General features: G+C 66.1%; 9 protein-coding genes and 1 pseudogene. All 10 read right to left on the reverse strand.

What is annotated here, in order from left to right:
* Positions 1-11: 11 nt before the first annotated feature.
* Complete coding sequence (locus ACFPOU_RS03110; protein WP_379717070.1) at positions 12-2,489, reverse strand: efflux RND transporter permease subunit; 2,478 nt, start codon at positions 2,487-2,489, stop codon at positions 12-14.
* Positions 2,490-2,521: 32 nt separating this feature from the next.
* The gene (locus ACFPOU_RS03115) at positions 2,522-3,625 is read right to left on the reverse strand and encodes a WD40/YVTN/BNR-like repeat-containing protein (RefSeq protein ID WP_379717073.1); all 1,104 of its coding nucleotides are present in this window, start codon (positions 3,623-3,625) and stop codon (positions 2,522-2,524) included.
* A 76-nt stretch (positions 3,626-3,701) separates the two neighbouring features.
* Entirely contained in the window at positions 3,702-5,057 is a 1,356-nt protein-coding gene (locus ACFPOU_RS03120) for a DUF1329 domain-containing protein (RefSeq protein WP_379717076.1), read from the reverse strand.
* Between the two features lie 24 nt (positions 5,058-5,081).
* A complete protein-coding gene (locus ACFPOU_RS03125; RefSeq protein WP_379717079.1) occupies positions 5,082-6,773 on the reverse strand; it encodes a DUF1302 domain-containing protein in 1,692 nt (563 codons plus the stop codon).
* A gap of 225 nt (positions 6,774-6,998) precedes the next feature.
* Positions 6,999-7,868: an SDR family oxidoreductase gene (locus ACFPOU_RS03130; RefSeq protein ID WP_379717082.1), complete on the reverse strand. Its 870-nt coding sequence runs from the start codon at positions 7,866-7,868 to the stop codon at positions 6,999-7,001.
* 75 nt (positions 7,869-7,943) lie between these two features.
* Complete coding sequence (locus ACFPOU_RS03135) at positions 7,944-9,116, reverse strand: thiolase family protein (RefSeq protein WP_379717085.1); 1,173 nt, start codon at positions 9,114-9,116, stop codon at positions 7,944-7,946.
* Entirely contained in the window at positions 9,113-10,027 is a 915-nt protein-coding gene (locus ACFPOU_RS03140; RefSeq protein ID WP_379717087.1) for a 3-hydroxyacyl-CoA dehydrogenase, read from the reverse strand. Before ACFPOU_RS03140 ends, ACFPOU_RS03135 begins: the two co-directional genes overlap by 4 nt.
* Positions 10,028-10,040: 13 nt before the next feature.
* Positions 10,041-10,913 carry a fumarylacetoacetate hydrolase family protein gene (locus ACFPOU_RS03145; RefSeq protein WP_379717089.1) on the reverse strand — a complete coding sequence of 291 codons (873 nt, stop codon included), beginning with the start codon at positions 10,911-10,913 and terminating at the stop codon, positions 10,041-10,043.
* Entirely contained in the window at positions 10,910-12,004 is a 1,095-nt protein-coding gene (locus ACFPOU_RS03150; RefSeq protein ID WP_379717092.1) for an amidohydrolase family protein, read from the reverse strand. The genes ACFPOU_RS03145 and ACFPOU_RS03150 overlap by 4 nt, the downstream gene beginning before the upstream one ends.
* Positions 12,005-12,183: 179 nt before the next feature.
* A pseudogene (locus ACFPOU_RS03155) lies at positions 12,184-12,513 on the reverse strand (TetR/AcrR family transcriptional regulator); the annotation flags it as partial.

The raw sequence follows: 12,513 nt of genomic DNA on the forward strand, positions 1-12,513 counted from the left end.
GTGTCGTTTGGTTAGCGGCCGGCCGCGGCGCGAGCCGGGGCGGCGGATTCGGTGCCCGCGTCCGCAGTCGCCAATGGCGCGCGCGGTTTCGGGTTGAGCAGGAAATACGACAGTGCGGGCGTCAGGATCAGGGCGCCGAGCATGTTCCAGAGGAACATGAAGGTCAGCAGGATGCCCATATCGGCCTGAAACTTGATCGGCGACCAGGCCCAGGTCACGACGCCGGCCGCCATCGTCATCCCAACCAGCGCCACCACCCTGCCGGTAAAGTCGAGCGAGCGACGGTAGGCGGCGCGCAGGCTGTCGCCGCGGCGCTGGCAGGCCAGCTGCACGCTGAGCAGGTAGAGCGCATAGTCGACCCCGACCCCGACCCCGACCGCGATCACCGGCAGCGTGGCCACCTTCAGGCCGATGCCGAGCCAGACCATCAGGGCCTTGCACAGGAGCGTGGTAATCACCAGCGGGATCAGCGCCACGATGGTGGCGCGCAGGCTCCGGAAGGTGATCAGGCACAGCAGCGCCGTCGAACCGTAGACCGCCAGGTACATGGTGACAATGCTCTTCTGGACCTCGATATTGGTTGCGGCCTCGATTCCAGCGCTGCCGGCCGCGAGCAGGAACTGCACCGGCTCGGCGGCGCCCGGCGCCGTGTTGTTGGCCGCGGCGTAGGTTTCGGCTGTCTTGAGGATGCGCGCCACCGTGTCGGCCTTGTGGTCGGACAGGTAGGCCACCAGCGGCGAGACCGAGCAGCTCTGGTTGGTGATGTCGGGCGTGGCGATCACGGCGGCCGACATGGAGCCGTCGGTGATCGACTGGTTGCGGCTGATGGTCATCCACTTGCCGCTGCCTTCGGACATGGCAGCTGTCACGAAACGCACGTTCTCGGCCAGCGAGGTGGTGGCCTGCACCGCCGGATCGGCGCGCAGCAGCTGCGCCAGGCCGTCCATCTTGTTGAGCGAAGAGTACAGACGGCAGCCTTCGTCCGCCGTCTTCATGATGATCACGAACTGGTCGCTCGAGAGGCCGTAGTGGCGCGTGATATAGGCGTTGTCGCGGTTGTAGCGCGAATCCGCGCGCAGCTCCGGCGCACCGGCATCGAGGTCGCCGATGCGCAGGTCCTGCATCACCAGCGCCGAGACGACAGCGACGGCGATCGATCCCAGTACCACCGGGATCGCCCAGCGGCGCTCGGTGAGCGCATCCAGCCCGGCCCAGACCCGGCCGAGCAGCGAGCGGCCTTGCGCCGTCTTCTGCTCGTCGGCAATCGCGCGGCGCACCGCCGACTCGCTGATTCCCACGTACGACAGCGCCACGGGAATCAGGAACAGCTTGGTGAAGATCAGCACCGACACGCCGACGCTGGTGGTGATCGCCAGGTCGCGGATCACCGGGATGTCGATGATGACCAGCACCGCGAAACCGACGATATTCGCCAGCAGCGCCGTGACGCCCGCCACGAACAGGCGGCGGAAGGTATAGCGCGCCGCGACGTACTTGTGGGTGCCGCGCCCGATGTCCTGGATGATGCCGTTCATCTTCTGGGCCCCGTGCGACAGGCCGATGGCAAAGATCAGGAAGGGAACGAGAATCGAATACGGATCGAGCTCGTAGCCCAGCAGCTGCATCAGGCCGAGCAGCCAGACCACGCCGATCACGGCGGCGGCGACCAGCATGACCGTGCTGCGCACGCAGCGGGTGTACAGGTAGACGAAGACCATCGAGATGGCGACCGACACCGCGAAGAACAGCATCACCGCGCGCAGTCCCTCGATCAGGTCGCCCACGATCTTGGCGAAGCCGACGATGTGGATGCCGACCTTGTCGTTCTCGTAGGTGCGGATCTTCGCTTCCAGGCGTTCGGAAAAGGCGCTGTAGTCGAGTTTCTGGCCGGTCTTGGGATCGGTATCGAGCAAGGGTGCGACGATCATGCTCGACTTCGCGTCGAGCGCCACCAGGCTGCCGACGATGCCGGCCTTGCCGATATTCGCGCGCAGCTTGGCGATTTCGGCCGCGCTGCCGTCGAACTGGGCCGGCATCACCGGGCCACCGGTGATGCCGTCCTCGGTGACTTCGCGCCAGCGCACGATCGGCAGCCAGATCGACTTCATCCAGGAGCGATCGACGCCGGGGATCAGGTAAAGCTCATCGTTAATCTTGCGCATGACCTCCAGGTAGGCCGGGTCGTAGATGTCGCCGGTCTTGTTTTCGACCACCACCCGCACCGTATTGCCCAGGCCCGGAAGCTGGTTCTTGTAGGACAGGTAGTTCTGCACATACGGGCTGTTATGCGGGATCATCCGCTCGAAATTGGCGTTGACCTTGATCCGGGTCGCCGCCGCGCCGAGCAGGATGGTCGCGAGCAGGCAGGCAAGCAGGACCAGCACGCGGTTGTTGAAGATCACGCGCTCGAGCAGGTTGCCCGAGCGCCGGTCGAAGTCTTTGGGATCCCGTATCACGGGCATCCGGGGTTGTTCGCTATGGCCTGCCATTTGATTCTTCCCAGTTGTTCACTGATGCGCCGTCATTTCGACGGCATGGGCGCCAGCGTGACGCCGCCGATGCCGGCCAGGGCGAGCTGGCCGGGGGCGGACAGCGCCGCGTCGAACACCTCGCCGCGCGTGCGCGGGGCCGCGCTCGCCGGTTTGCCATCGGCGCCGGCCAGCACGACCTGGCCCGACTGCGTCACGAACGCGAACTGGCCCGGTCCGGCAGGGATCGCGGCCACCACGGTAGCGGCCGCGCCCAGCGCCAGCGGCTTCCAGGTGGCCGCGTTGTCTTCGCTGACGAAAGCATTGCCGCGCAGCCCGTAGGCGACCAGCGCCGTGCCGTTGGCCTTCAGGCCAAAGAAGGTGCCGGCGTAAGGGCTGGCGAGTTCGGTGAAGCGGCCCGTGGCGCGATCGTAGCGGCGCAGCAGGCCCTGCTCGCCGGCGAGGTAGAAGTTGCCATCGGCGCCCTGCTCCAACGCGTACAGGTGCATGCGGCGGTCGTTGGCCGCCTTTTCCAGCATCGGCTCCCAGGTCTTGCCGGCGTCCTGTGTGCGCAGCAGGACACCGAAGGCGCCCGCCAGGAAGCCTTCGCCGTCGGCGCCGATGCGGATGTCGAGCAAGGGATAGGGCAAGACGCCGGGGGTGGCCGACTGCCGCAGCGCGCGATCGAGCTCGGCCAGCACCTCGGCCGCTTCGGCACTGCCGGCGGCCGCCAATGCCCCGTAATGCGTTTTCACCAGCGCGGCCAGGCTGCGTCCGTCGAGCACGCGGGTCCAGGTGCGGCCGCTGTCGGCGCTGCGCAATGCGACGCCGTCATGGCCCAGCGCCCAGGCGACGCCGGGCGCGGTGAAGCGCACCGTGGTGAGGTCGGCGCTGACCGGGACGCTTGCCTGCTGCCAGCTCTTGCCGGCGTCTCTCGACACCAGGATGGTGCCGCGCACGCCGACTGCCAGGGCGTTCGCTCCTTGCACGGCAATGCCGGACAAGGAGCGCTTGAGGGCGAGCGTGGAAGGCGGCGCGGGACGGTCGAGGACTTCGGCGCGTGCGGCGGCAGGGAAACCGGCGAGCGTTGCGAAGCATGCGGCGCACAGGGCCGCGCCGAGGCGGGTGCGTGCGCCGAATTGGTCAAGGTTCTTCAATGGAGACTCCATCGTGGTACGGTCGATCCAATGCGGCGGCGCGGCTGTCCGCGCCGCCGCCCTGCGAGTCCGGCGTTTAACGCGCGGTCTCTTTCGCCACGATGGTCTCGGGATTCAGGTCGCGGTTCGAACGCGGCTTGGTCACCACGCCGTAACCGCCGACCAGGCCGTCGTTCACCAGCGCATACATCCCCTTGTTGAAGTCGAAGATCACGTTCTTGACGCTGTAAGGCGCATTCACGTCGTAGAGCTGGATCATCGAGTTGAAGATCGAGCGGTACAGCTGGCCGCTGCGATCGTAGGCGTCGTACAGCATCGCGCTGTAGGTATCCTCGTCGATGTAATAGGTGCGTTTGGCATAGGCGTGGCGGAAGCCCTGCTTGAGCGTGGCCTCGACCACCCAGGTGCGGTGAAGCTCCCAGCGCCAGCAGGCCGGATTCGGGTACTTTTCCTTGAACTGCTCTTCGACGCCGCAGCCAAAGTAGAGCTTATAGGCGTTGTACGGCACGTACATTTCCTTCTTGCCGACCAGCTTGAAGTCGAAGCGGTCCATCTGGCCCGAGAACACGAACAACTCGTCGAACAGGGTCACGCCGCCCATGCTGGCCACCGGCGTATCGTAGGAAAATTCGGGCGCGAGCTTGATGCGGCGCTGGCCTGGCGCATAGCTCCAGGCGCGGCGCGGCTTCTGGGTCGGATCGAGGAAGTCCATCAGGCCGGTCACTTCGCCCGCCTTGCGAATCGGCGCGCTGGTGACCGAATAGGTGCGCCAGTACATCTGGTCGTCGCGACCATCGAGGTCGGCGTGGTAGTACGGCGTTTCTTCGAAGGTCTGCTGCTGCGAGGTCATGACCGCCTTGCCGCTCGAATCCACCACCCACGAGCGCGAGGAGCGCGTGGTGGTGTCGGCCTTGTAGCGCAGCTGCTGGTTCCACATCATTTCGTTGCCGGTCTTCGCAATCGGGAACGGGATGCCGCCGCGGCAGGCCTGGTCGACGCCGAGACCGCCCTTGGTGGTCTTGCAGGTGGTGGCGTTGCGGACAGTCTTGGCCAGCACTTCTTCCGGCATGGCGCCCGTGCGGTGGCTCGGATACACGTCCATGTAGAAGCCCGGGTTTTTCTTGAAGAGTTCCTTCTGGCCTTCCGAGAGTTTGTCGGCATGCTGCTGCCAGTTCTTGGCGTCGATGCGCATCAGCGGCGCCTCGTCCTTGAACGGATCGGCCCAGACGCCACTGCCGGCCTTGAAGCCCGGCGGCGCCTTGGTCAGGCCGCCGGTGTAGGCCGGGATCGTGCCTTCCTTGTTGGCGGCCTTGGTAGCGCCGACCTGGGTCAGCGTGGACCCGAGCTGCTTTGCTTCGTCAGGGGTGACCTGGGCTTGGGCGCCGGCTGCAAGGCCTGCCAGCAGTGCTGCGAGAATGCGATTCGTATTCATGTCTTGTCTCCTGTTTGCGGCGCTTTAGAATGCCGTCTTGAAGGTAAAGGACAGCCAGCCGCGGTCGATGACGCCGACCGACGAATTGCTGTGGGCCGCGCCCCCGGTGATCCTGCCGTTCAGCTCGCGGACGGGCAGCGTGCGGTCGGCATACAGGAGCGAGAATTCGTATTTCGATGCATAGGTGGCGGTGGCGCCGACCGACCAGCGCAATTCGCCTTCGGTACCGCCGCCCGAGGACGGCGCATTGCCCGAGATGCCGTAGGTGGCGCTCACCGGCAAGGACAGGTCCCACGAAGGTAGCACGTTCAGGTACTGCGGGGTAAAGCGCAATGCCATCAGCCACGAATCCTTGGTCGAGCAGCCGTCGTCCTTGGTGCCGGAGCGCGCCACGCCGGTGCGCGAATCGACGCAGCTGGCCGCGCCGACCGAGCGGTAGGAATTCGGATTGGTCGTGACCTTGTCGAGGCGGTTGTACGCCACTTCGGTCACCAGCGTACCGGTGGCCCAGAGCGGCGTCGCGGGCAGCATGTAGATGCCGTTGACGACGGCGTGCCAGGTATCGCCGCGCGCACCGGTCGGCGTGACGACCGACGAAGGCGTGTTCAGCGCGCCGTTCTTGCGGTAGGACAGCTCGGCGCCGACCGAGACCGACTTGATCACCCGGCTGAAGCTCAGACTGTACTGGTCGATCTTGTCCGGATACAGGAAGCGCGCCTGGGTCGGCAACGGGCCCTTGAAGTTCAGCAGCTGCACGCCCAGCTCCGGCGAATAATCGTCGAAGCGGCGGTAATAGGCCCCGAAGTTCGACTCGATCGACTCGGCGTTCAGGCGTGCGCCGATACCCCAGTTGCCATGGTCGCCGGGCTTCTTTGCCTCGATCAGCTGCGCGGCCACCCCGGCAATCGGGAACACCAGGTTGTCCGACGAAGGCGCGGTGTCGGCGCCCATCAGGTAGGTGCCCGCATGCGGGATGCGGGTCGGCTTCCATTCATAGTAGTACTGGCCGACCAGGGTCAGCGCATCGGTGACTTGGGCGCTGAGATAGACCTGGCCGATCGGCAGGAACACTTCCTTGGTCTCGACACCCGGATTGATCGCCGCCTTGACGCCGTCTACCGGCGACTGGGCATACGAGATCGCGTGCGCGCCCAGCAGCAGGCCCTCGCCCCAGACATTGGTCTGGCGGCCGACCTTGATATTCACGGGCACCTTGCCCAGGTCGACGTTGGCCCAGACGAAGGCATCGAGGATTTCGCCGGACGGGCCGTTCACGTAGCGCTGAACTTCGTTGTTGTACTCGGCATTGCGGTAGGCAGTCAGGAAGCCGGCCGGCGAACGCACCGAGTGGTCGTCGTAGGCACGGTCGTACCAGGCCGCGCCCGATACACGGGCGCCGAGCTTGTTGCGCCAGCTGACGTCGAATTCGGTAAGCAGGTCGAGACGGTTGGTCACCATGTCGTGCTTGTCGAATTTCGAGTCGCCCTCGTCGTAGATGTAGTTGCGCAGCAGGCGCTGGTCCTGCCCTTCCATCCGGAAGCCGCCGGTGTAGCGGACCGTGGTATCGAGCCGCATCTTGATGTCGGGGTTGTCGAGCACGATCTCGGTTGCCAGCGCCGGGAAGGCGCAGGCGAAGGCCGCTGCTGCCGCTGCCGCTGCTGGGATGGCGCGCAGCGCGAGGCCGGCGGGCGATGGAACACCGCGTGTCTGGTTCATGGGACCTGTCTCCTGTTTATCGGTTATGACCGCTTTTAGAAATCGTTCAGCACTGCTTGCAAGTCCTTCCTGTGAACCGTGCTGCTCGACTGTCTTCGGCCCAACGGATACGAGACTTTTACGACGCTTTGATTGTAGTCCTAATTTTCTAACAATTCTACTGTTTGACGAAGATTCTGTATTGAGAATTACTACGGCGGAGGAATGCGGCGTGCGCAACAGCCATCACGCGGCGTCGGCCGCCAGATTGCGTGCCCGGACCATGTCGGTGAAATCGCGTTTGAGGGTCGGGTAGTAGGCGATCTGGCCCTGCAGCCCGCCGGCGATGTCGATCGAGGCCGCGCTGATGAAAGAGGCGTACTCGCTGGCCAGGAACAGCGCCATGCCGGCCACGTCTTCCGGTTTGCCGAAGCGCCCGAGCGGCACCACCTTGAGCACCATTGCGTCGAATTCCTCGCGCGAGACGCCGGGTCCCACTTCGCGGTAGTGACGGTCCCACTGGCCGGTGTCGATCCAGCCCATGTTCAGCGAGTTGACGAGAATGTTGTCCCTGGCCAGCGACATGCCGAGCGACTTCGACAGCGCGAGGCAGGCGGCGCGGTTGATCACCGAGGGGATGCCGTCGGGGGTGGGGAAAGCGCCTGCCAAGGCATTGATCTCGACGATGCGGCCCCAGCGCTGGCGCCGCATGTGCGGCACCACCGCCTGCACGAAGCGGAAATGCCCCATCTGCAGGATATTGGCGTGCTCGAGGATCTGCTCGGGCGTGAGGGTGTCGAGGTTGCCCCCGCGCCCCTGTCCCGCGTTGTTGACCAGAACATCGACGCCGCCCCAGGCGTCGGCCGCTTCGGCGACGAAGGCTTGCACGCCGGCGCTGTCGGTGACGTCGACTTCGCGCGCGATGACCCAGTGCGCGCCGCCCGCCAGCTCGCGCGCGGCGGACAGTTCGCGCGCGGCGCTCTGCAGCGCTTCGCCGCCGCGCGCGCAGATGGCGACCCGCGCGCCCTCCGCTGCAAAGGCGCGCGCGATGGCCAGGCCGATGCCGCGCGAGGCGCCGGTGACGATCACCCGCTTGCCGCTCAGGTCGATGTGCATGTTTGTCTCCTCCTGTAATAGGTACCGCTCGTATGCGGCGGCCGGTTCTGTGCCGGTCCTGCCGCCCTTGCCTGGCTACATGCGCTCGATGATGGTCGCCGTGCCCATGCCGCCGGCGCAGCAGATCGCCTGCAGGCCGTAGCGCGCACCTCGCCGCTCCAGTTCATGCAGCAGCGAAGTCATGATGCGTGCGCCGCTCGCTCCCAGCGGATGACCGAGGGCGATCGCGCCGCCATTCACGTTCAGGCGCTCCTGCGGCACGCCCAGCTCCTTCGCCCACATCAGGGGTACCGAGGCGAACGCCTCATTCACCTCGAACAGGTCGATGTCGCCCAGCTCCAGGCCGCTCATTTCCAGCACCTTGCGCGTGGCCGCCACGGGGCCGGTCAGCATCAGGGTGGGGTCGGAACCGACCGTGGTGAAAGCGCGGATGCGCGCACGCGGCTTGACGCCGAGACGGCTGACGGCCGCACCCGACATCAGCAGCAGCACGGCAGCGCCATCCGAAATCTGCGACGAATTTCCCGCGCTCAGCTTGCCGGCTTGGCGGAAGCTGGTCTTCAAGGTCCCCAGCTTTTCCGCGTTCGTGCCCGGACGGATGGTTTCGTCGACCGCCAGCAGCTCGGGCACCGGTTCCGCATACCCGCGCTCCATCAGCGCGGTGACCGGCACCGGGGCGATTTCGCGCGCGAACCAGCCGGCCTGCGAGGCGGCCGCCGCGCGCCGGTGGCTTTCGACGGCGTAGGCGTCGAGCTGTTCGCGGCTCAGTTCCCACTTGTCGGCCACGCGCTCGGCGGCCTCGCCCTGGCTGGTCAGCTCCCAATGGTCGGAGGCCATCCAGCCGAAGGCTTCGCCATAAATCTCGCGGTTGCCGCCCATGCGCACGCGGCTCATGTTCTCGGCGCCGCCGGCCACGACCACCTGGGCGGCGCCGGAGGCGATCATGCCGGCCGCCAGGTGTACCGCCACTTCGCCCGAGCCGCATTTGCGGTCGATCGCGAGACCTGGAATTGACGCCGGCCAGCCGGCGCCGAGCAAGGCGGTGCGCGCAATGTTGGCGGACTGCTCGCCCACTTGCGTGACGCAGCCGAAGATGACGTCATCCACCTCGCCGGGCTCGATGCCGGCGCGGCGCACAATCTCGCCGAGCAAGTGCGCGCCCAGGTGGTCGGCGCGTACGCCGGCAAGGCTGCCCTTGTATTTGCCGATGGGCGTGCGCACCGCCTCGACGATGTAGATGTCTTTCATAGGTTGCTCGCCTTCAGCCCCGAACCGGCCACGCGCTGGCCAGCCGCGTCGTACTGGTAGACGCCATGCCCGGTCTTGCGTCCGTGGCGACCCGCCGCCACCATCTTGATGATCAGCGGACAAGGGCGGAATTTCTCGCCGAGCGTCGAATGCAGATAGCGCAGCACCGACAGGCGCGTGTCCCAGCCGGTCAGGTCGCCCAGTTCGAGCGGTCCCATCGGGTGGTTGAAACCCATGCGCAGCGCGGTGTCGATGTCCTCGGCGCTGGCGGTCCCTTCCTGCAGCATCCACATCGCCTCGTTGCCTAGCATGGCCGACATGCGGCTGGTGGTCAGGCCCGGGGATTCGTTGACGAGGATCGAGGTCTTGCCGATGGCGTCCACCCAGCTGCGGCTGCGCGCGACGGTCGCCTCGTCGGTGGCGATGCCGAGCACCAGTTCGACCAGCTTCATCTTGTGCACCGGATTAAAGAAGTGCATGCCGATCAGACGTTCCGGGTGCGGCACCGATGCCGCGATTTCGGTCACCGACAGCGCCGAGGTGTTGGTGGCAAGCAGCGCGCCGTCCGCCAGCAGCGGCGCGGCTTCGGCCAGGATCGCCTTTTTCAGCGCCAGGTTCTCGGACACGGTTTCGACCAGCAGGCTGGCGCCGGCCGCGCCTTCGGCCAGCGCGGTATGCACCGTGAGCCGCGCCTTTGCCGCCTGGGCCGCTTCCGGCGCCAGCTTGCCGAGCCTGACGCCGCCGTCGAGAATGGCGTGGATGCCGTGCAGCGCCTTGTCCAGCGCCTGGCCATTGCTGTCGACCAGGCGGGTCGTGAAACCGCTGGCGGCAAACGCGTGCGCGATGCCGGTGCCCATCAGGCCGGCGCCCACGACGACGACCACACCCGCTACTTCGTTTTTGTCGCTCATTGTTATAGTCTCCTCAAGCGCCGGGCTTCGGCCCGACTACGTTGCTGATGGTGCCGATGCCTTCGACAGTCGCTTCGACCAGGTCGCCCGGGTTCAGGTACAGGCCGGTGCCCTGGCCGACACCCGCCGGAGAACCGGTGAACATGATGTCGCCGGCGGCAAAACTCGAACGCTGTTCAACGAAGCGCAGCAGCTGGGCCACGTCCCAGGTCATTTCGGCGGTCGTGCTGTCCTGCCGGGTCTGGCCATTGACCTTCAGCGTCAGGCGCAGCTGCGGGCTGCCGGCCGGGAATTCGTCGCGGGTGACGATCCAGGGGCCGACGCCGGTGCTGCGGTCCTGGCTCTTGGCCGCGAACAGGTCCATGCCGATGCCGGCCGGGCCGCTGCGCTGCAGGTCGCGCGCCGACACGTCGTTACCGACCGTGTAGCCGAGCACCGCCGCCAGCGGGTTTTCCAAATCAACCGGCGCATCGCCGAGCACGACGACGAGTTCGACTTCGTGGTCGAGTTCACTGGTCAGCGGCGGATAGCGGATCGGATCGTTCGCGCCGATCAGCGCACCGTAGGCCTTCAGGAAAGCGATCGGCTGGGAAGGCGACTTCAGGCCGAAGTCGCCGGCCAGGTGCTTGGCATAATTGGCGCCGGCAACTACCACGCGGTTGACCGGTTCCACCGGCGCCAGCAGGCGTACGCCGGCCAACTGGCGCGCCGTGCCACGCAGCGGCAATGCCGCCTGCCCTTCCACGGTGCGGCCCGCCGCGATCGCACGCGTAAGCGCCGGTCCCCAGTCGGCAAAGACGCCGCCGATTTCGCGCAGCGTTCCGGCTTCGCTGTCGACCAGCGCCCAGAATGGCGTCCCGCCGTCGGTGCAGCGCGCGATCTTCATGCCGCGATCGCCGCCGGTTTCGCCACCTCGACCAGGGTCGCCGGGTCGATGCGCAGCAGTTCGCACGCGTTCTTCCAGCGAATTTTCTGCAGGTCCTCGTCCGACAGGCGCAGGCCGTCGGTCAGGTCATGGCGCACCGCGTCGCTGCCGCCGAAGTTCGAACCGTAGACCACACGGTCGGCGCCGATGACTTCGATCATGGCCTGGCGCATCGGCAGCTCGTGCAGTTCGACGTCGAAGGTGAAGTTCTTCATGTACTCGAGCACCGGCTTCTTGTTGTGCGAGACGTCCAGGTTCGGATTGGTCTGCGCCAGGCGGCCGAGCTGGTAGGGGACGAAGCCGCCGCCGTGCGTGATGTAGATCTTCAGGTTCGGGAAACGGTCGAGCACACCGCCGTTGATGATGTTCCAGAAGCACTTGGTCTCGTCGTAGTTCATGCCGACGATGGCGGTGGTCTCGTAGCGGTCGGTGTTGGCTTGCTCGCCCCAGGTCACCGACTGGTTATAGCCGTGCACGAACATCGGCAGGTCGACGTCGCACAGGGCTTCCCAGACCGGATCCATCTCGGGCGAATCGAACTCGAGGCCGCCGAAGTTGGCGCCGCCCGCCACCAGGCCCTTGGCGCCGAGGGTGGTGCAGGCGCGGCGGATTTCCTTGGCCGCCTCGGTCGGCACGTTGAGCGGCGCATGGGCCCAGGCCATCAGGCGGTTCGGTGCGGCAGCGCAGTACTCCGCCATCACGTCGTTGACCTTCTGCGCGAAGGGCACGCCGAACTCCGGCTCGGCCCAGTACATGTAGCAGTGCGAGGGTACCGACACCACTTGCGCGCTCTGTCCCGCGGCATCCATGCCGGCCAGCCGGGTCTTCGGATCGGCCCAGCGTTCCAGGTACTGGTTGATGTCGAGGTCCTTGCCCTCGGCCTTGGCCTTCTTCAGCGCGGCCTTGCGTTCCGGCGAACCGAGCGAGAGGATCCAGTGGCCGACGCGCAGCTTGATGTCGCCGTCCGGGCGCTTTTCGAAGAAGGGTCCCCAGTGCGGGTGCTGGTCGTAGTAATCGGGATGCGGCGCGTGGGCGTGAAGGTCGATGAGCATGGGGTGTCTCCCTGTGACGATTGGTTATCCCGACGCTGGGGCGCCATCGGCCGGACACATCGGACGGCCATACAGCCTGTCCACACGCTTCATGTCTCCATCCGGCGCACTCGGTCGGTGCTTTTACATCAGGGCCCATCATGCCAAAGATAGACAGATTTGGCAATTCTGTTTAACTTTTATTTTTGCGGCGTGTTTTCCAGCATGGCGCGCGCCTCGCAATCGACGATCGAGTACAGGAAGGTCACGATGCGCTGCACGCCGTCCTGCGGACGCTCCTGCGGCACCACCAGCTCGCTCAGCACGCAGCGGATCATCAGCTCGCAGACCAGTTCGCGGTCGATGCGGATGCCAAGGCGCGCGTCCCAGGCGTCGAACACGCTGCGCATCAGCTCCTCGATGCGCACCAGGGATTCGTTGAACAGCCGCCCGAACAGGCGCAAGGTGTATTCGGGCGCCGCGCCCAGCAGCAGCCGCGCCTGCCCGTGCGCGGCGTAGTTGTCGAGGTA

Origin of the sequence: Massilia jejuensis (genome assembly GCF_042656795.1) — a bacterium.
Classification (GTDB): Bacteria; Pseudomonadota; Gammaproteobacteria; order Burkholderiales; family Burkholderiaceae_D; genus Telluria; species Telluria jejuensis.

Bases quoted from the DNA above. Each gene is read 5' to 3' on its own strand.
- ACFPOU_RS03150 (WP_379717092.1), bottom strand. From the start codon at position 12,004: ATGCTCATCGACCTTCACGCCCACGCGCCGCATCCCGATTACTACGAC.
- ACFPOU_RS03135 (WP_379717085.1), bottom strand. From the start codon at position 9,116: ATGAAAGACATCTACATCGTCGAGGCGGTGCGCACGCCCATCGGCAAA.
- ACFPOU_RS03120 (WP_379717076.1), bottom strand. From the start codon at position 5,057: ATGAATACGAATCGCATTCTCGCAGCACTGCTGGCAGGCCTTGCAGCC.
- ACFPOU_RS03110 (WP_379717070.1), bottom strand. From the start codon at position 2,489: ATGGCAGGCCATAGCGAACAACCCCGGATGCCCGTGATACGGGATCCC.
- ACFPOU_RS03125 (WP_379717079.1), bottom strand. From the start codon at position 6,773: ATGAACCAGACACGCGGTGTTCCATCGCCCGCCGGCCTCGCGCTGCGC.
- ACFPOU_RS03145 (WP_379717089.1), bottom strand. From the start codon at position 10,913: ATGAAGATCGCGCGCTGCACCGACGGCGGGACGCCATTCTGGGCGCTG.
- ACFPOU_RS03140 (WP_379717087.1), bottom strand. From the start codon at position 10,027: ATGAGCGACAAAAACGAAGTAGCGGGTGTGGTCGTCGTCGTGGGCGCC.
- ACFPOU_RS03130 (WP_379717082.1), bottom strand. From the start codon at position 7,868: ATGCACATCGACCTGAGCGGCAAGCGGGTGATCGTCACCGGCGCCTCG.